16 protein-coding genes are annotated in these 18063 nt (G+C 72.3%); 10 read left to right on the plus strand and 6 right to left on the minus strand.

Features of this window, described 5'->3' with window-relative positions:
• Positions 1-52: 52 nt before the first annotated feature.
• On the plus strand, positions 53-421 hold the full coding sequence (locus tag ABD385_RS30815; protein ID WP_344582222.1) for a hypothetical protein: 369 nt from the start codon (positions 53-55) through the stop codon (positions 419-421).
• 7 nt (positions 422-428) lie between these two features.
• Here ABD385_RS30815 and ABD385_RS30820 read toward each other — a convergent pair whose 3' ends face one another.
• Positions 429-1625, minus strand: coding sequence for a THUMP-like domain-containing protein (locus ABD385_RS30820; RefSeq protein WP_344582224.1), 1197 nt, complete (start codon positions 1623-1625; stop codon positions 429-431).
• Positions 1626-1695: 70 nt separating this feature from the next.
• Positions 1696-3144, minus strand: coding sequence for an FtsW/RodA/SpoVE family cell cycle protein (locus tag ABD385_RS30825; protein WP_344582325.1), 1449 nt, complete (start codon positions 3142-3144; stop codon positions 1696-1698).
• A 408-nt stretch (positions 3145-3552) separates the two neighbouring features.
• On the opposite strand from ABD385_RS30825, the gene groES reads away from it, so the two are divergent.
• On the plus strand, positions 3553-3861 hold the full coding sequence (groES, locus tag ABD385_RS30830) for a co-chaperone GroES (protein ID WP_016571324.1): 309 nt from the start codon (positions 3553-3555) through the stop codon (positions 3859-3861).
• Positions 3862-3996: 135 nt separating this feature from the next.
• Complete coding sequence (groL, locus tag ABD385_RS30835; protein ID WP_344582227.1) at positions 3997-5622, plus strand: chaperonin GroEL; 1626 nt, start codon at positions 3997-3999, stop codon at positions 5620-5622.
• 121 nt (positions 5623-5743) lie between these two features.
• Here groL and ABD385_RS30840 read toward each other — a convergent pair whose 3' ends face one another.
• Complete coding sequence (locus tag ABD385_RS30840; RefSeq protein WP_344582229.1) at positions 5744-6754, minus strand: hydroxyacid dehydrogenase; 1011 nt, start codon at positions 6752-6754, stop codon at positions 5744-5746.
• 179 nt (positions 6755-6933) lie between these two features.
• Here ABD385_RS30840 and ABD385_RS30845 point away from each other — a divergent pair, with 179 nt between their 5' ends.
• Entirely contained in the window at positions 6934-7707 is a 774-nt protein-coding gene (locus tag ABD385_RS30845; protein ID WP_344582231.1) for an SDR family NAD(P)-dependent oxidoreductase, read from the plus strand.
• A gap of 66 nt (positions 7708-7773) precedes the next feature.
• Here ABD385_RS30845 and ABD385_RS30850 read toward each other — a convergent pair whose 3' ends face one another.
• Positions 7774-8445 carry an MOSC domain-containing protein gene (locus tag ABD385_RS30850; RefSeq protein ID WP_425585515.1) on the minus strand — a complete coding sequence of 224 codons (672 nt, stop codon included), beginning with the start codon at positions 8443-8445 and terminating at the stop codon, positions 7774-7776.
• Positions 8446-8523: 78 nt separating this feature from the next.
• Here ABD385_RS30850 and ABD385_RS30855 point away from each other — a divergent pair, with 78 nt between their 5' ends.
• The gene (locus tag ABD385_RS30855; RefSeq protein WP_344582234.1) at positions 8524-9435 is read left to right on the plus strand and encodes a LysR family transcriptional regulator; all 912 of its coding nucleotides are present in this window, start codon (positions 8524-8526) and stop codon (positions 9433-9435) included.
• 87 nt (positions 9436-9522) lie between these two features.
• Here the strand turns inward: ABD385_RS30855 and ABD385_RS30860 are convergent, their stop codons facing one another.
• On the minus strand, positions 9523-9855 hold the full coding sequence (locus tag ABD385_RS30860) for a WhiB family transcriptional regulator (RefSeq protein WP_016571318.1): 333 nt from the start codon (positions 9853-9855) through the stop codon (positions 9523-9525).
• A 382-nt stretch (positions 9856-10237) separates the two neighbouring features.
• Here ABD385_RS30860 and ABD385_RS30865 point away from each other — a divergent pair, with 382 nt between their 5' ends.
• The 4 genes from ABD385_RS30865 to ABD385_RS30880 all read left to right on the plus strand — a co-directional run bounded on the left by ABD385_RS30865 (position 10238) and on the right by ABD385_RS30880 (position 14598).
• Positions 10238-10849, plus strand: a complete 612-nt coding sequence (locus ABD385_RS30865; RefSeq protein WP_003948568.1) for a response regulator transcription factor — start codon at positions 10238-10240, stop codon at positions 10847-10849.
• 279 nt (positions 10850-11128) lie between these two features.
• On the plus strand, positions 11129-11704 hold the full coding sequence (locus ABD385_RS30870; RefSeq protein WP_344582237.1) for a sigma-70 family RNA polymerase sigma factor: 576 nt from the start codon (positions 11129-11131) through the stop codon (positions 11702-11704).
• A gap of 176 nt (positions 11705-11880) precedes the next feature.
• Positions 11881-13383: an IMP dehydrogenase gene (gene guaB, locus ABD385_RS30875; protein ID WP_344582239.1), complete on the plus strand. Its 1503-nt coding sequence runs from the start codon at positions 11881-11883 to the stop codon at positions 13381-13383.
• A gap of 99 nt (positions 13384-13482) precedes the next feature.
• Complete coding sequence (locus tag ABD385_RS30880; protein ID WP_344582240.1) at positions 13483-14598, plus strand: GuaB3 family IMP dehydrogenase-related protein; 1116 nt, start codon at positions 13483-13485, stop codon at positions 14596-14598.
• A gap of 233 nt (positions 14599-14831) precedes the next feature.
• Here the strand turns inward: ABD385_RS30880 and ABD385_RS30885 are convergent, their stop codons facing one another.
• Complete coding sequence (locus ABD385_RS30885) at positions 14832-16079, minus strand: nucleotide sugar dehydrogenase (protein WP_344582242.1); 1248 nt, start codon at positions 16077-16079, stop codon at positions 14832-14834.
• 251 nt (positions 16080-16330) lie between these two features.
• Between ABD385_RS30885 and ABD385_RS30890 the strand changes: the two genes are divergently transcribed.
• Complete coding sequence (locus ABD385_RS30890; protein WP_344582244.1) at positions 16331-18040, plus strand: glycerol-3-phosphate dehydrogenase/oxidase; 1710 nt, start codon at positions 16331-16333, stop codon at positions 18038-18040.
• Positions 18041-18063: the final 23 nt, after the last annotated feature.

Below are 18063 nucleotides of genomic sequence, written 5' to 3' on the forward strand. Positions count from 1 at the left end.
GGGGCCGGGGAGCCGCCCGTTCGCACACCGGGGGACGACGGGGGTCGGCGCAGTGCAGTGGTGGTACTTCTTCGTCCTGACCGGGCCGGTCCTCTACGCCGCCTCCGCGGCGCGCGGCGCGGCCCGCACGGCGCTGAAGACCCGGCACCGGCGCAAGCTGGCCCTCATCGAGGCCCGCCGCGAGGAGCGCCTGGCCCTGGAGGCCGCGGACCGGCCGCCCGCCCCGGTCTGCGGCTGCGAGCACCACCTCGCCAAGCACGACAAGCAGGGCACGTGCCACGAGACGGTGCCCACGGCCGTGGCCTGGGACGCGGACCACGCGCCCGTCCGGTACGAGGCCCAGCGGTGCAACTGCCAGCAGTACGTGGGCCCGCAGCCGCTCTCCCAGGTCTACGCCGAGGACCTGACCGACCTGGCCTGAGCCGCCGTCAGGCGTCCGGTCCCGCGGGGTGCCCCAGCAGCATCGTCGGCGCGCCGGCGACCCGGGTGAGGAAGACCGTGCAGGCGTGCGGCCCGGCGAGCTTGAGCTTCTTGCGGAGTTCCTCGGGCTCCACCGCGGACCCGCGCTTCTTGATCACCGCGACGCCGATCCCGCGCTCCCGCAGCAGCGCCCGCAGCTTCTTGAGGTTGAAGGGCAGTACGTCGGTGATCGCGTACGCGGTGGCGTAGGGCGTCGGCCGCAGCCGGTCCGCCGTCACGTAGGCGATCGTCGGGTCGATCAGTCGCCCGTCGACCTGCTCGGCGACCTCCGCGACCAGATGGGCGCGGATCACCGCACCGTCCGGCTCGTAGAGCCAGCCGCCGACCGGACCGGGCTCGGGATCGGGCAGGCCGGTGCCGAGCAGCGAGTCGCCGGCCGGCAGCAGGGTGGCCCGCCGGGCGCCGGCCCGGCCGGTGCCGAACCACACCACGGCCTCCTTCACGTCCCCGCCGTCGGAGATCCACTCGGTCTCGGCGTCCTCGGGCAGCGCCTCGTGCGGCACCCCCGGCGCGATCTTCAACGCCGCGTGCGGTGCGGAGCGGGCCGCCTCCACGGCCCAGGACAGCGGCGGCGAGTACGCCTCGGGGTCGAAGACGCGGCCGCCGCGCGCCTTGGTGCGGCGCGCCGGGTCCACGAACACCGCGTCGTACCCGGCGGTGTCGACCTCCGTGACGTCCGCGCACCGCACCTCGATCCGGTCCGCCAGGCCCAGCGCCTCGGCGTTGGCCCGGGCCGCCGCGCAGGCCAGCGGATCGCGGTCCACGGCCAGCACCCGGATGCCGGCCCGGGCCAGGGCGAGCGCGTCGCCGCCGATCCCGGAGCACAGGTCGGCCAGGCTCCGCACGCCGAGCGCGGCGAGCCGGGTGGCGCGGTGGGCTGCCACCGGGGCGCGGGTGGACTGCTCGACACCGTTCGGGGTGAAGTACATCCGCGCCGCGTCCGGGCCGAACTTCGCGGCCGCCCGTTGCCGCAGCCGGTCCTGCCCGAGGGCGGCGGAGACCAGTGGTGCGGGGTGGTCGCGGCGCAGCCGGGTGGCGGTCGCCAGTTCGTCCGCCGGGTCGTGGTCCCGCAGGACGGCCAGGAGCTGTTGTCCCTCGGGGGCGAGCAGTGCGGAGAAGGTGTCGAGGTCGGTCACCCGCACCATTGTGGGCCAGCCGCCGGGCGGCCCCGCGGACGGCTCGGTCCGCGGTCCCGCCCGCCGGCGGCGGGGTCCGTCAGGTGCCGGGCGTGGGGCCGGGCGTGGGGCCGCCGGTGACCCGCGGCACCCGCTGGGTGGCATCGGCGTCCGGCCGCGGCGCCGCCGGTCGGACCGGTTCCCGTCGGCGCTGCGCGCTGTCGCTGACCCGCAGCAGCACCGCCACCATCACCCAGTTCGCGACCATCGACGAACCGCCCGCGGCGAGGAACGGCAGCGCCTTGCCGGTGAGCGGGATCAGGCCGGTGACGCCGCCGGTGACGACGAAGACCTGGAGCAGCAGCGCCCCGGAGAGGCCGACGGCCAGCAGCTTGCCGAACGGGTCGCGGGCGGTGAGCCCCACCCGCATGCCGCGCTGGGCCAGCAGTGCGTACAGCAGCAGGATGGCCATCACGCCGGCCAGTCCCAGCTCCTCGCCGACGGTGGTGAGGATGAAGTCGCTGTTGCCGGCGAAGCCGATCAGCTCGGGGTGTCCCTGGCCGAGGCCGGTGCCGCCGATCCCGCCGCTGCCGAAGCTGAAGAGCGCCTGTGCGGCCTGGTCGGAGATCAGGCCCGGCGGCCGCTTGTCCGGCGGCAGGAAGATGTCCATCGGGTGCAGCCAGGCCATCACGCGGCCCTTGACGTGCGGTTCGGTGGAGCCGACGACGCCGGCGCCGATCACGGCCATCAGCAGGCCGCAGACGACCCAGCTGGTGCGTTCGGTGGCCATGTAGAGCATGATCACGAAGACGCCGAAGAAGATCAGCGAGGTGCCCAGGTCGCGCTCGAAGACCAGCACCAGCAGGCTGATCACCCAGATCGTGAAGATCGGGCCGAGCTGTCGGCCCGGCGGCAGCTGCATGCCCAGCACCCGGCGCCCGGACAGCGCCAGCGCATCACGGCTGACGGTCAGGTACCCGGCGAAGAACACCACGATCATGATCTTCACGAACTCGCCGGGCTGGAGCGACAGCGGCCCGAGCATGATCCAGCGCTTGGCGCCGAACTTGTCCGCGCCGAAGAACGCCGGCGCCATCAGCATCACCAGCGCGACGGCCATCGTCAGGTAGATGTAGCGCTGGAGGAGCCGGTGGTCGCGCAGCACGATCAGGATGACGATGCAGACCGCGACGCCGATGACCGTCCACACCAGTTGTCCGGTCGCCGCCTGGGCGATGTGCAGCCGGGGTTTCTCCGCGTAGGTGATGTCCAGCCGGTGCAGCAGCACCAGGCCGATCCCGGTGAGCAGGGTCGCCACCGGCAGGATCAGCGGATCGGCGCGCGGCGCGAACCGACGGACGACCAGGTGCGCCACCAGCGCGATGAAGAAGACGCTCACCGCGAAGCCGCCCAGCCCGCCGCCGAGCTGCCCCTTCATGGACAGCTCGGTGTAGGCGTAGCCGAAGACGGTGATGAACACGACGAAGCCGAGCAGCCACGCCTCGGTCCGCCGACGGTTCGGGGCCTGGGCCAGCGCGGCGAACGTCATGGTGCGTTCGGCGTCGCTCTCCGGCCCCCCGGGATCCCGGGAAGCGCTGGTCAGTCCACGCACGGTTCCTCCGCCATCGATGGGTCTGGGCCGCGGGGCGGCCGGGTCGTGGCCCGGATTCGGCGGTCCCGGGGACAAGACGGGGCAGCGTAGGGCCAGGTTGCAGTCGGGCGGAAAGGTGTGTCCGACTCCACGCCCGGCCAGCGGCAGCAGACACGGTACGCGTCCCCGGCGCGCTGGCACTCCGCTTGACCGAGTGCTAACCGCGTCATAGTCTCAGCGTTGGCACTCTCCCTAAGGGAGTGCCAACACAGCGACGGGCAGGTCCGGCACCCGCGACGACGGATCGACCTGGTCGCCACCTCAGACAGTTAACCCCGTGAGATCTCCGAAGGGGGAGGTCGGATCGTGACGACCGCCAGCTCCAAGGTTGCCATCAAGCCGCTTGAGGACCGCATCGTGGTCCAGCCGCTCGACGCAGAGCAGACCACGGCTTCGGGCCTGGTCATTCCGGACACCGCTAAGGAGAAGCCCCAGGAGGGCGTCGTCCTGGCGATCGGCCCGGGCCGTTTCGAGGACGGCAAGCGCGTCGAGCTCGACGTCAAGGTCGGTGACGTCGTGCTCTACAGCAAGTACGGCGGCACCGAGGTGAAGTACAGCGGCGAGGAGTACCTCGTCCTCTCGGCTCGCGACGTGCTCGCGATCGTCGAGAAGTAAGTCACCCAGATTTGCCCTGATCTGCGCCCCTGGTTCCCGCGTTCTCATCGACCCGGGGCAGGGGCGCAGTTCGTTTGAGCGAGAGCGGTCACGGCGGCGAGGCCGACGATCGCAACGAGAGGACTTGAAGCATCCATGGCGAAGATCCTGAAGTTCGACGAGGACGCCCGTCGCGCCCTTGAGCGCGGCGTCAACAAGCTGGCCGACACGGTCAAGGTCACCATCGGCCCCAAGGGTCGCAACGTCGTCATCGACAAGAAGTTCGGTGCGCCGACCATCACCAACGACGGTGTCACCATCGCCCGCGAGGTCGAGGTCGAGGACCCGTACGAGAACCTGGGCGCCCAGCTCGTCAAGGAGGTGGCGACCAAGACCAACGACATCGCGGGTGACGGCACCACCACCGCCACCGTGCTGGCCCAGGCCCTGGTCCGCGAGGGTCTGCGCAACGTCGCCGCGGGTGCTTCCCCGGCCGCCCTGAAGAAGGGCATCGACGCCGCGGTCAAGGCCGTCTCCGACGAGCTGCTGGCGACCGCCCGCCCGATCGACGACAAGTCCGACATCGCCGCCGTGGCCGGGCTGTCCGCCCAGGACCCGCAGGTCGGCGAGCTGATCGCCGAGGCGATGGACAAGGTCGGCAAGGACGGCGTGATCACCGTCGAGGAGTCCAACACCTTCGGCCTGGAGCTGGACTTCACCGAGGGCATGGCCTTCGACAAGGGCTACCTGTCGCCGTACATGGTCTCCGACCAGGAGCGCATGGAGGCCGTCCTCGACGACCCCTACATCCTGATCCACCAGGGCAAGATCTCCTCCATCCAGGACCTGCTGCCGCTACTGGAGAAGATCATCCAGGCCGGTGCCTCGAAGCCGCTGCTGATCATCGCCGAGGACGTCGAGGGCGAGGCCCTCTCCACCCTCGTCGTCAACAAGATCCGCGGCACCTTCAACGCGGTGGCCGTCAAGGCCCCCGGCTTTGGTGACCGCCGCAAGGCGATGCTCGGCGACATGGCCACCCTCACCGGTGGCACCGTCGTCGCCGAAGAGGTCGGCCTCAAGCTCGACCAGGTCGGCCTGGACGTGCTCGGCACCGCCCGCCGCGTGACCGTCACCAAGGACGACACCACCCTCGTCGACGGTGGCGGCAACTCCGGTGACGTCCAGGGCCGCGTCGCCCAGATCAAGGCCGAGATCGAGGCCACCGATTCCGACTGGGACCGCGAGAAGCTCCAGGAGCGCCTCGCCAAGCTCGCCGGCGGCGTCTGCGTGATCCGCGTCGGCGCGGCCACCGAGGTCGAGCTCAAGGAGAAGAAGCACCGTCTGGAGGACGCCATCTCCGCGACCCGCGCCGCGGTCGAGGAGGGCATCGTCTCCGGTGGTGGCTCCGCGCTCGTCCACGCCGTGAAGGTCCTGGAGGGCAACCTCGGCAAGGACGGCGACGAGGCCACCGGTGTCGCCGTGGTCCGCCGCGCCGCCGTCGAGCCGCTGCGCTGGATCGCCGAGAACGCCGGCCTCGAGGGCTACGTGATCACCGCCAAGGTGGCCGAGCTCGACAAGGGCAACGGCTTCAACGCCGCCACCGGCGAGTACGGCGACCTGGTCAAGGCCGGCGTCATCGACCCGGTCAAGGTCACCCGCTCCGCCCTGGAGAACGCGGCCTCCATCGCCTCCCTCCTCCTGACGACCGAGACCCTGGTCGTCGAGAAGAAGGAAGAGGAAGAGTCCGCCGCGGCCGGCCACGGCCACGGCCACGCGCACTGACGCACCGCGCGCCTCGCCGGCGGCACCCCCGCCGGCACCCGTCGAGGCCCGGTTCCGCTCCCCGCGGGACCGGGCCTCGTCCGTACCCGGACCTCGCCGGACCCTCGAATCTGACGATGCGTCAGGCCGAGTGCCCCAGCCCCTCCCGCCGCACCGGATCCGCGAACGGCCGCCCCGATGCGTACCGTTCGAGCTCGTCCAGGGCGTGGTCGGCCATCCGGTGCAGCTCGGTGCCCAGGGAGCCGGCCACGTGCGGGGTGAGCAACACGTTCGGCAGGTCGTACAACGGCGAGTCGGCGGGCGGGAGTTCGGGCTCGGTGACGTCCAGCACCGCACCGAGCCGGCCGCTGGACAGCTCGGCGAGCAGCGCCGCCCCGTCGACGAGGGACCCCCGCGCGGTGTTGACCAGCGTCGCCCCGTCCGGCATCAGGGCCAGCTCGCGGGCGCCGATCAGGTGCCGGGTGGCGGGCAGCTCCGGCGCATGCACGCTCACCACGTCGCTGCCCGCGCACAGCTCGGCCAGCGCGACCTTCTGGACGCCCCACAGCGCCGCCTCCCGTGCGGTCACGAACGGGTCGTGGAGCAGCACCCGCAGCGCGAACGGGCGCAACAGTTCGATGACGCGGCGGCCGATGCGGGAGGCGCCGACGATCCCCACGGTGCGGCCGTGGTTGCCGGCGCCGTCCAGTTCGCGCAGCCAGTCGTGGTGGGTGCGCAGGGTGCGGTAGCGGTGCGCGGCGGGCAGCACCCGTTTGTTGGCGAACAGGATGGCGGCCAGGGTGTACTCCGCGACCGGCCGCGCGTTCGCCGCGGCCGCCGAGCTGACGACGAGGCCGCGGTCCCAACAGGCGTCGGTGACATGGTGCTTGACCGATCCGGCGGCGTGCACGACGGCCCGCAGTCGGGGCGCCGCGGCCAGCACCCGGGCGGTGAGCGGCGGCGCGCCCCAGCAGGTCAGCAGCACCTCCGCGGTGGCCAGGGCCGCCGCGACCGCGGGCTCCGGCGCGGCCAGGTCGTGCGCGACGAGCCGGTCGTCCGTACGGGCCAGGCGGGCCAACCGGGCCCGCTGCGGCGGCCCGAGCAGCCGTTCGGCGATGCCTGGCCCCATGGCCAGGAGAAGGGCTGGGCGCATCTGTCGACTCCTCGTGCGTGGTGGCGGGCGGCGCGCGGCTCCCGCCGCCCCGGCGGTTGCTGATTGCCCGTCGCGACGGCGGGCAATCCCCCCGGCGGCGCACCGCCGCACCCCGCCGGCGGCCACACGCCGCCCCGGGCACCACGGGACACGCCCCGCCGCCCCGCTACCGTTCCGGTATGACGACTGCACTGATCACAGGAGCGACGGCCGGCATCGGCGCCGCGTTCGCCCGTCGACTCGCGGGCGACGGGCACAGCGTGGTGCTGGTGGCCCGCGACGAGAAGCGGCTCCGCGAGCAGGCCACCGAACTGCACGACCGGCACGGGATCGAGGCGGAGGTGCTCAGCGCCGACCTGGCGACCGAAGAGGGGATCGCCGCCGTCGAGGCGCGCCTGGCGGACCCCAAGCACCCGGTGGACCTGCTGGTCAACAACGCCGGCTTCGGCAACAAGGGCGAGTACCTCGAAGTCCCGATGGCCGACGAGTTGGCGATGCTCAAGGTGCACTGCGAGGCGGTGCTGCGGCTGACCACGGCCGCGGTGCGCGGGATGCGCGAGCGCCGGCGCGGCGCCGTGGTGAACGTGGCCTCGGTCGCGGCGTTCGTCCCGCGCGGCACGTACGGCGCGAGCAAGGCGTGGGTCGTGCAGTTCACCCAGGGCGCCGCCCGCGACCTGGCCGGCAGCGGGGTGCGCCTGATGGCGCTGTGCCCGGGCTTCGTGCGGACCGAGTTCCACCAGCGGGCCGGGATGGGGACGGACAACATCCCGGGCTGGATGTGGCTCGACGCGGACAACCTCGTCGACGCGGCCATGAAGGACCTGGCGCGCGGCAAGTCGCTGTCCATCCCGGACCCGCGCTACAAGGCCCTGATGGGCGCCGTGAAGCTCGCGCCGCGCGGCCTGATCGGCGGGCTCACCTCGCGCACCGGCCGGAAGTACGGCCCTCAGTAGGGGAGTTGACGCCCGTCCGCCGCGAGGGGTTGCGCTCCGGGGCCCGGGCGACCGGGCCCCGCGCCGTCAGTTCGCCGTCCGCGCACGGTGCTTCAGCACGGTCGCCCGGGCCTCCGCCGGCAGCGGATCGCCCGCCTCCAGCAGGCGCGGCAGCAGTTCGCGCCGGGTGGTCAGGGCGCGGAACATCAGCGCGACGGTGACGTCGTGGTCGGGCCGGTGCTCGACGCGCACCGGGTCGCCGGCCCGGATCTCCCCGGCCTCCAGCACCCGCAGGTACGCGCCGGGCGTCGCGGCCGCGGTGAACCGCTTGATCCAGCCGCGCTCGTCCAGCCAGCCCTGGAACGTGCGGCAGGGGATCCGCGGGTTGGTGACCTCCAGCAACAGTTCGGGCCCGACGCGCCAGCGTTCGCCGACCCGGGCGTCGGTGACGTCCAGGCCGGTGGTGGTGAGGTTCTCGCCGAAGACGCCGTTGGGCAGTGCGCGGTCCAGCTGCCGCTGCCAGTCGTCGAGGTCCTCACGGGCGTAGGCGTAGACGGCCTGGTCGTCGCCGCCGTGGTGGCGCCGGTCCACCACCGCGTCGCCGGCGAGGCCGCTGCCGCCGATGCCCTTGGGGCCGGGGGCGGTCACCGCGACGGGGCCGGCCACGGGGCGTTTGTCGATGCCGGTGCCGCCCTCGGCGGAGGTGTACGGAGCGGCGAAGGCCCGCCCCACGTTCACGGACAGCAGCTTCGCGTTCATGTTCGTACGGTAAGACATCCGACAAAAGGCGTCTTTCGATTTTTCACGGTCTGTCCAAGATTCGCTTATGCTTGAAGGGTGATCGAAGCTCGTCATCTGCGGGTGCTGCGCGCCGTGGCCCGGACCGGTTCCTTCTCCGCCGCCGCACGGGAACTCGGCTGCACCCAGCCCGCGGTCAGTCAGCAGATGAAGGCCCTGGAACAGTCCGCCGGCACCCCGCTGCTGGTGCGCACGGGACGCGAGATGCGGTTGACGCAGGCGGGTGAAGCCCTGGTCCGGCATGCGGCCGGCATCCTGGCGGGGCTCACCGCGGCCGAGGACGAGGTCGCGGCGATCGCGGGGCTGCGCGCGGGCCGGGTGCGGCTGGTGTCGTTCCCGTCCGGCAGCTCGACGCTGGTGCCGACCGCGCTGGCCCGGATGCGGGCCGCGCACCCGCGGGTCCGGGTGTCGCTGGACGAGGCCGAACCGCCGCGCTCGATCGACCTGCTGCGCAACGGTGACTGCGAGATCGCGCTGGCCTTCCGCTACCCGGAGGTGCCCGGCGCCGATCCGTCCGCCGGCGCGGAGTGGGCCGACCTGGTGGTCCGGCCGGTCCTGTCGGACCGGCTGGTCGGACTGGTGCCGGAGGGCCACCGGCTGGCCCGGGCCGGCACCGCGTGCTTCGCGGACCTGGCCGACGAGCCGTGGATCGCGGGCTGCCCGCGCTGCCGCACGCACCTGGTCGAGGTCTGCGAGCGGGCCGGGTTCACCCCGCGCATCGACTTCGCCACCGACGACTACCCGGCGGTGATCGGCCTGGTCGGGGCGGGTCTGGGGGTCGCGGCCCTGCCCGAGCTGACCCTGGAGTCGGTGCGGCCCAAGGGGGCGGTGGCGGTCCGGATGGAGCCGGCCGTGCACCGCGAGATCGTCGCGCTCACGCTGCCGGACCTGGCGCATGTGCCCGCGGTCGGGGCGATGCTGGACCAGCTGGCGGACGCCGCGGGCCGGTGACGGCCGCGGGCCCCGAGGGGCGGGGCGCGCCCTACGTGGCGTGAGCCGTGCAGGAACGTTTCTTCGAACGGTGGGTCGTGGCGGGGGTCAGGCGCCCGGCATGCTCGCGTGGCCGGGCAACGAGCTGGCCGGGACCATCCGGTGGCGGGCCCGGCCCATGAGTTCCTCGCGCTCGTCCTCCGTGAGGCCGCCCCACACGCCGTAGGGCTCGCGGACGGCCAGCGCGTGCGCCGCGCACTGGGCCCGCACGGGGCAGCGCATGCAGACCTCCTTCGCCGACGCCTCCCGCGCGCTGCGGGCCGCCCCTCGCTCGCCTTCGGGATGGAAGAAGAGCGAGCTGTCCACGCCGCGGCAGGCGGCGAGCAGCTGCCAGTCCCAGAGGTCTGCGTTCGGGCCCGGGAGGCGGGAGAAATCTGCCATTGCTTGTCCCCTCGGAGGCGATGCGGAGCGGGCTCGGTGCTCACGACGGTACATCTACTGTCTAAGTAGATGTAAATATGACTCATTGCGAATCTAGCCGCAGTCAACGCCAAAATGGAAGAAACAGAGCCAAATAGGGCATAGGGTGCACGCGCGGATGCCGACTGCTCAGTGAGTCGTCTGCGTATCCGGCTCCTCACGGAGCGTGCTGAACTCGGTCGCCGAAGCCGTAACTCTTTCGAGTGACCGTCGTTGAGTGTGCGGAGGCGGTTGGCAGAGGTAGCCCTCGGGCAGGTGTCCGAGGGGTTCGTCAATCGCCCAGGTGACGATACGTACCAGCCTGGAGGCTCAAGGTGACGCGCATCAGCTGCGGAGGGCGGTCATGACATCCGTCCTCGTCTGCGACGACTCCCCGCTTGCCCGAGAGGCGCTTCGACGGGCGGTTGCGACCGTGCCCGGTGTCGAGCGCGTGACCACCGCGGCCAATGGCGAGGAGGTCCTCCGACGCTGGGGGGCCGACCGCTCGGACCTGATTCTGATGGACGTGCGGATGCCCGGCCTCGGCGGTGTCGAGACCGTGCGTCGGCTGCTGTCCGCCGATCCCGGTGCCCGGATCATCATGCTCACGGTGGCCGAGGACCTCGACGGGGTCGCGCTCGCGGTCGCCGCCGGCGCCCGCGGCTATCTGCACAAGGACGCCTCGCGCGCCGAGCTGCGCGCGACGGTGACGCAGGCCCTGGCGGACCCGACGTGGCGGCTCGCCCCGCGCCGGCTGCGGTCCGCCGAGATGGGCGCCGCGCCGACACTGACTGCCCGCGAGATCCAGGTGCTGGAGGGCATGAGTCACGGCCGCTCCAACGCCGAGATCGGACGTGAGCTGTTTCTCTCCGAGGACACCGTCAAGACGCACGCGCGGCGGCTCTTCAAGAAGTTGGGCGCCTCCGACCGGGCGCATGCGGTGGCGCTCGGTTTCCGCTGGGGGCTGGTCCGCTGAACCGTCGTGACGTGCAGCGATGCGGGGGAATGAAGATCCCCGCCCGCCCTGTGGCGGGCGGGGCGGCATGATGCCCCGCCTGCCGGCGGGCGCCACGGCGGCCCGATTCCCCGCGCGGTGCCGCATGCTTGAGGCATGGAGTTCCTCGGGGACGGGTCGTTCGGGCACGAGGGGAGGGCGCAGGAGATGACACCCGGCGCACCTGCCGCGCATAACGCTTCGGCGCACAAGCGTGGACCTGATGCCGCGGATCGTTCGCCGTCAAGGCACCATGGACCGATGCGCGATGACGGGAAGCAGGAGATCGGCGCTCTCGTCGCACACGCCGTCGAGGGTGACCAGCAGGCCACCCACGATCTGCTGGCCCACGTCCATCCGCTCGCCCTGCGCTACTGCCGCACCCGGCTCTCCCGGCTGCCCGGCGACGCCCGGCACTTCGTCGAGGACCTGGCGCAGGAGGTGTGCGTCGCGGTGCTGTGCGCGCTGCCCCGCTACCGCGACACCGGCAAGCCCTTCGAGGCGTTCGTCTTCGCCATCGCCGGGCACAAGGTCGCCGATCTCCAGCGGGCCGCGATGCGGCACCCGGGCAGTACCGCCGTGCCGTCGGACGAGATGCCCGAGCAGCCGGACGACTCGCTGGGTCCCGAGGAGCGGGCGCTGCTGAGCAGCGACGCCGAATGGGCCAAGAAGCTGCTGGCCAATCTGCCGGAGAACCAGCGGGAGCTGGTCCTGCTGCGGGTGGCGGTGGGGCTCACGGCCGAGGAGACCGGGCAGATGCTGGGGATGTCGCCCGGCGCGGTGCGGGTCGCCCAGCACCGCGCACTGAGCCGACTGCGGGCACTGGCCGAGCAGTAGCCCGCGGAGCGTGCTGCGTCCGCCGTGGTCCTACGTGTCGTGAATCCGCCGTGCGGCGGGAAGTCGCCGTAGGAAAGCACGAGTGACGAGCCCCTCATTGCTCGTGGAATGGGACCACCCTACAAGGCCGTTAGCATGGGAGTCCGCGCTGAGGCAAGAGCATTGGGGAAGGTGTCATGAGTGACAACGTCGAGGGTATGCCCGCCAAATTCGCCATGCTCGGGCTGACGTACGACGACGTGCTGCTGCTGCCCGGCGCGTCGGAGGTCCTGCCCAACACCGTGAACACCGCCTCCCGCGTCTCGCGGAACGTCCGGGTGAACATCCCGTTGCTCTCGGCCGCGATGGACAAGGTCACCGAGGCGCGGATGGCGATCGCCATGGCGCGTCAGGGCGGTGCGGGCGTCCTGCACCGCAACCTGTCGATCGAGGACCAGGCCAACCAGGTCGACCTGGTCAAGCGCTCCGAGTCCGGCATGGTCACCGACCCGATCACGGTCCGGCCGGACGCGCCGCTGACCGAGGCGGACGCGCTGTGTGCCAAGTTCCGGATCAGCGGGGTGCCGGTCACCGACGGCGCGGGCAAGCTGCTGGGCATCGTGACCAACCGCGACATGGCCTTCGAGATGGACCGCCGCCGTCAGGTCCGCGAGGTCATGACGCCGATGCCGCTGGTCACCGGCAAGGTCGGCATCTCGGGCGAGGACGCCATCCAGCTGCTGCGCCGCCACAAGATCGAGAAGCTGCCGCTGGTCGACGACGCGGGCGTGCTCAAGGGCCTGATCACGGTCAAGGACTTCGTCAAGGCGGAGAAGTACCCGAACGCCGCGAAGGACGCCGAGGGCCGGCTGATCGTCGGTGCCGCGGTGGGCGTCGGCGACTCCGCCTACGACCGGGCGCAGGCGCTGGTCGAGGCGGGCGCGGACTTCCTGGTCATCGACAGCGCGCACGGCCACAGCCGCGGCATCCTCGACATGATCTCCAAGGTCAAGTCCAACATCACCGTCGACGTCGTCGGCGGCAACGTCGCCACCCGCGAGGGCGCCCAGGCGCTGATCGACGCGGGCGTGGACGGCGTGAAGGTCGGCGTCGGCCCCGGCTCCATCTGCACCACGCGGGTGGTCGCCGGCATCGGCGTCCCGCAGGTCACCGCGATCTACGAGGCCGCGCAGGCGTGCCACGCGGCGGGCGTGCCGCTGATCGGCGACGGCGGTCTGCAGTTCTCCGGTGACATCGCCAAGGCGATCGCGGCCGGTGCGGACACCGTGATGCTCGGTTCGCTGCTGGCCGGCTGCGAGGAGTCGCCGGGCGAGATGGTCTTCGTCAACGGCAAGCAGTTCAAGTCGTACCGGGGCATGGGCTCGCTGGGCGCGATGCAGTCGCGCGGCCAGGCGCAGTCGTTCTCGAAGGACCGCTACTTCCAGGACAACGTGCTCTCCGAGGACAAGCTGGTGCCGGAGGGCATCGAGGGCCAGGTGCCCTACCGCGGCCCGCTGGCCTCGGTCGCGCACCAGCTCGTCGGCGGTCTGCGCGCCTCCATGGGCTACGTCGGGTCGGCCGACGTCCCCGAGCTCAAGGAGAAGGGCCGGTTCGTGCGGATCACCGCCGCCGGTCTGAAGGAGAGCCACCCGCACGACGTGCAGATGGTCACCGAGGCGCCCAACTACGCGCGCAGCTGACGGCCGGTCCGCCGCCGGCTTCGCCGCGTGGCGGCCGGATGCGCCCCCAGTCTTCCCCGTCGGGGATACTGGGGGCGTATCCGTAGGAAGGCAGAACCAGTGACTGAGATCGAGATCGGGCGCGGCAAGCGCGGCCGCCGGGCATACGCGTTCGACGACATCGCCGTGGTACCCAGTCGGCGCACCCGCGACCCGAAGGAGGTCTCGATCGCCTGGCAGATCGACGCCTACCGCTTCGAGCTGCCGTTCCTGGCGGCCCCGATGGATTCGGTGGTCTCCCCGCAGACCGCGATCCGCATCGGTGAGCTGGGCGGCCTCGGCGTGCTCAACCTCGAAGGGCTGTGGACCCGCTACGAGGACCCCGAGCCGCTGCTGGCGGAGATCGCGGAGCTGGACGGCGCCGCCGCCACCAAGCGGCTCCAGGAGATCTACGCCGCGCCGATCAAGGAAGAGCTGATCGGGCAGCGGATCAAGGAGGTGCGCGAGGCCGGTGTGGTCACCGCCGCCGCGCTCTCCCCGCAGCGCACCGCGCAGTTCTCCAAGGCGGTTGTGGACGCCGGCGTGGACATCTTCGTGATCCGCGGGACGACGGTCTCCGCCGAGCACGTCTCCAGCGCCGCCGAGCCGCTGAACCTCAAGCAGTTCATCTACGAGCTGGACGTGCCGGTGATCGTCGGCGGTTGCGCGACGTACACCGCGGCGCTGCACCTGATGCGGACCGGCGCGGCGGGCGTGCTGGTCGGCTTCGGCGGCGGGGCGGCGCACACCACCCGCAACGTCCTGGGCATCCAGGTGCCGATGGCGACCGCGGTGGCCGACGTCGCCGCCGCCCGCCGGGACTACATGGACGAGTCCGGCGGCCGGTACGTGCACGTGATCGCCGACGGTGGCGTGGGCTACTCCGGCGACCTGCCCAAGGCGATCGCCTGCGGTGCGGACGCGGTGATGATGGGTTCGCCGCTGGCGCGCGCGACGGACGCGCCGGGCCGTGGCCACCACTGGGGCATGGAGGCGGTCCACGAGGACGTGCCGCGCGGCAAGCGGGTGGACCTCGGTGCGGTCGGCACGACGGAGGAGATCCTCTGCGGTCCGTCGACCACGCCGGACGGGACGATGAACTTCTTCGGTGCGCTGCGCCGGGCGATGGCCACCACGGGGTACTCCGAGCTGAAGGAGTTCCAGCGGGTGGAGGTCACGGTGGCGCCGCGGCGGTAGTCGCCACGGGCTTCGGCCTTCCCGCCGTGCGTCGGGCCGCTCCGTCTTCTGCGGGGCGGCCTTCGCTCGTGGTGGGTTTCGGGGTCGGGTCCGGGGTGCGGGTCGTTCGGACTGCTGCGCTTTACGTCCGAACGACCCGCACCCCGGACCCGACCCCTTCTGTTGCGTGGCGGTCCCACGGTGTCGGTGGGTGAAGCCCGGTCGTGCTGGGGTGCGGCCGGGCTTCGTCGTGTTCAGAGGCGGTGGGCGGCGCCGGTGGGGGTGGCGCCGCGGGTGTCCAGGAGGAGTTGGGCCTTGACGGCCAGGCCCTGGAGGTCGTACGTGCGGTGCGGTTGGAGCAGCACCGTCAGGTCGGCGGCGGAGGCGGCGTCGTAGAGGGACTCGGCGCGGGGGACCTGGCGGCCGTCGACCTCCCACTGCGGGACGTAGGGGTCGTGGTACGTGAGGTGGGCGCCCAGGGTGCGCAGGCGGGCGGCGACCTCGCGGGCGGGGGTGCCGGCCAGGTCGGCGAGGTCGGGCTTGTAGGTGACGCCGAGCAGCAGGATGCGGGCGCCGCGGGCGGACTTGCCGTGCTCGTTGAGGAGCGTGGTGCAGCGCTGGATGACGTAGGCCGGCATCCGGTCGTTGATCTCCCGGGCGAGTTCCACCATCCGGAGCGGGGCGCCGGTCGAACGGCTGCGCGGGGGGCTGAGGTTGGGGTCGAGGGGCGTGGCGTGGCCGCCGACGCCGGGGCCGGGGCGGAACGACTGGAAGCCGAACGGCTTGGTCTCGGCGCAGCGGATGACGTCCCACAGGTCGACGCCGATCTCGTGGCAGTAGACGGCCATCTCGTTCATCAGGGCGATGTTGATGTGCCGGTAGTTGGTCTCCAGCAGGTGGGCGGTCTCCGCCTCGCGGGGGCCGCGGGCGCGGACCACCTTGTCGGTGAGGCGCCCGTAGAAGGCGGCGGCGGCTTCGGTGCAGGCGGGGGTGAGGCCGCCGATGACCTTCGGGGTGTTGCGGTAGCGGTGGGTGCGGTTGCCGGGGTCGTGGCGGGCGGGGGAGCAGGCGAGGTGGAAGTCGCGGCCGGCGGTGAGGCCGGAGCCCGCTTCGAGCAGGGGGCGCAGGACATCCTCGGTGGTGCCCGGGTAGCCGGCCGATTCGAGGATGACGGTGGTGTGCGGGCGCAGTCGGGTGGCCAGCGTGCGGGCCGCCTCGGCGAGGGCCGACAGGTCCAGGGCGCGGTCCTCGTCGAGCGGGGTGGGGGCGCAGAGGACGGCGGTGCGGACCCGGCCGAGTGCGCCGGGGTCGGTGGTGGTGCGGAAGCCGGCGGCGATGAGGCGGCGGACCTCGGCGGCGGACAGCGGGCCGCCGGCGCCGGGGAGGGCGGCCGCGCGGGGATCGGGGTCGTAGCCGATGGTGGTGAGGCCGGCGGCGGTGGCGGCCTGGGCGAGGGGGAGACCCAGGTGTCCGAGTCCGATGACGGCGAGATCTGCGGGCATGCTGCGGCCGTCCTTCCCGAGCGAGTGTGTGGGGGCCCTGCGCGGTGTCCTCGCGGTGGTCGGGCGCCGCGCGGGCGGGCCGCCCACCGAAGTGGCATAAGTAGACTAAGCGGATATTTGACCCAGAATGGGTATTGGTGGATCAAGCTGGTCGGGTGTTGCCACCGCGAGCGGAAGGCGGTTGCCGGAACCAGGTGCGGACAGAATCGACGGACGGGGGGTCCAGTTCCGAATCACAGCGGGAGGCAGTGGTGAAGACAGCGACACTCGGACCGGCGCAGCGCGCCAAGGCACTCACCCAGATGGCGGAACGGGAACTGGACGTGCTGGTGGTCGGCGCCGGCGTGGTCGGCGCCGGCACCGCCCTGGACGCCGTCACCCGTGGACTGGACACCGGGCTCGTCGAGGCCCGTGACTGGGCGTCGGGCACCTCCAGCCGGTCGAGCAAGCTCATCCACGGCGGCCTGCGCTACCTGGAGATGCTGGACTTCGCCTTGGTGCGGGAGGCGTTGAAGGAGCGCGGGCTGCTGCTCCAGCGGCTGGCGCCGCATCTGGTCAAGCCGGTCCCGTTCCTCTACCCGCTCCAGCACAAGGGCTGGGAGCGCTGGTACGCCGGCTCCGGCGTGGCGCTCTACGACGCGATGTCGGTGTCCTCCGGCCACGGCCGGGGACTGCCCGTCCACCGCCACCTCTCGCACCGCCGGGCGCTGCGGGTGGCGCCCTGTCTGCGCAAGGACGCGCTGGTCGGGGCGTTGCAGTACTACGACGCGCAGATGGACGACGCGCGCTACGTCACCACCCTGGTGCGGACCGCGGCCGCCTACGGGGCACACGTCGCCAACCGGGCGCGGGTGGTGGGCTTCCTGCGCGAGGGCGAGCGGGTGGTCGGCGCGCGGGTGCAGGACGTCGAGGGCGGGGTGGCGCACGAGATCCGGGCCCGGCAGGTCGTCAACGCGACGGGCGTGTGGACCGACGACACCCAGGCGCTGATCGGGGAGCGCGGCCAGTTCCACGTGCGGGCGTCCAAGGGCATTCACCTGGTCGTCCCCAAGGACCGGATCCACTCCACGACCGGGTTGATCCTGCGGACGGAGAAGAGCGTGCTCTTCGTCATCCCGTGGGGGCGGCACTGGATCATCGGCACCACGGACACCGACTGGGACCTGGACAAGGCGCACCCGGCGGCCTCCAGCGCCGACATCGACTACCTGCTGGAGCACGTGAACTCGGTGCTGGCCACCCCGCTCACCCGGGACGACGTGGAGGGCGTCTACGCCGGGCTGCGGCCGCTGCTGGCCGGCGAGTCGGACGCCACCAGCAAGCTGTCGCGGGAGCACACCGTCGCCCACCCGGTGCCGGGCCTGGTGGTCGTCGCGGGCGGCAAGTACACCACGTACCGGGTGATGGCGAAGGACGCGGTGGACGAGGCGGTGCACGCGCTGGACGCCCGGGTCGCCGAGTGCGTCACCGAGGACGTGCCGTTGGCCGGCGCCGAGGGCTACCGGGCGCTGTGGAACGCGCGGGCCCGGATCGCCGCCCGGACCGGACTGCACGTGGCCCGGATAGAGCATCTGCTGAACCGTTACGGGGCGCTGACCGAGGAGCTGTTGGAGCTGGTGGTGGCCGATCCCGCGCTCGGCCGGCCGCTCGCCGGGGCCGACGACTACCTGCGCGCCGAGGTGGTCTACGCCTGCACGCACGAGGGCGCCCGGCACCTCGACGACGTGTTGACCCGGCGCACCCGGATCTCCATCGAGACCTTCGACCGCGGCACCCGCAGCGCCCGGGAGGCGGCCGAGCTGATGGCGCCGGCCCTGGGCTGGGACCGCGCGCAGGTCGAGAAGGAGGTCGCGCACTACGAGAAGCGGGTGGAGGCGGAGCGCGAATCGCAGCGGCAGCCCGACGACCTGACGGCCGACGCGGCCCGGCTGGGCGCGCCGGACATCGTGCCGCTGACGTAGCCGCCGGTGCCGCCGGTGCGGGC

The organism is Streptomyces lunalinharesii (assembly GCF_039532155.1).
In the GTDB taxonomy this organism is placed as follows: Bacteria; Actinomycetota; Actinomycetes; order Streptomycetales; family Streptomycetaceae; genus Streptomyces; species Streptomyces lunalinharesii.

What these genes read in the sequence shown, in the direction of transcription:
- ABD385_RS30820 (WP_344582224.1), bottom strand. Translation starts at nt 1,625, where the DNA reads ATGGTGCGGGTGACCGACCTCGACACCTTCTCCGCACTGCTCGCCCCC.
- ABD385_RS30825 (WP_344582325.1), bottom strand. Translation starts at nt 3,144, where the DNA reads ATGACGTTCGCCGCGCTGGCCCAGGCCCCGAACCGTCGGCGGACCGAG.
- groL (WP_344582227.1), top strand. Translation starts at nt 3,997, where the DNA reads ATGGCGAAGATCCTGAAGTTCGACGAGGACGCCCGTCGCGCCCTTGAG.
- ABD385_RS30840 (WP_344582229.1), bottom strand. Translation starts at nt 6,754, where the DNA reads ATGCGCCCAGCCCTTCTCCTGGCCATGGGGCCAGGCATCGCCGAACGG.
- ABD385_RS30845 (WP_344582231.1), top strand. Translation starts at nt 6,934, where the DNA reads ATGACGACTGCACTGATCACAGGAGCGACGGCCGGCATCGGCGCCGCG.
- ABD385_RS30850 (WP_425585515.1), bottom strand. Translation starts at nt 8,445, where the DNA reads ATGAACGCGAAGCTGCTGTCCGTGAACGTGGGGCGGGCCTTCGCCGCT.
- ABD385_RS30860 (WP_016571318.1), bottom strand. Translation starts at nt 9,855, where the DNA reads ATGGCAGATTTCTCCCGCCTCCCGGGCCCGAACGCAGACCTCTGGGAC.
- ABD385_RS30865 (WP_003948568.1), top strand. Translation starts at nt 10,238, where the DNA reads ATGACATCCGTCCTCGTCTGCGACGACTCCCCGCTTGCCCGAGAGGCG.
- ABD385_RS30870 (WP_344582237.1), top strand. Translation starts at nt 11,129, where the DNA reads ATGCGCGATGACGGGAAGCAGGAGATCGGCGCTCTCGTCGCACACGCC.
- guaB (WP_344582239.1), top strand. Translation starts at nt 11,881, where the DNA reads ATGAGTGACAACGTCGAGGGTATGCCCGCCAAATTCGCCATGCTCGGG.
- ABD385_RS30885 (WP_344582242.1), bottom strand. Translation starts at nt 16,079, where the DNA reads ATGCCCGCAGATCTCGCCGTCATCGGACTCGGACACCTGGGTCTCCCC.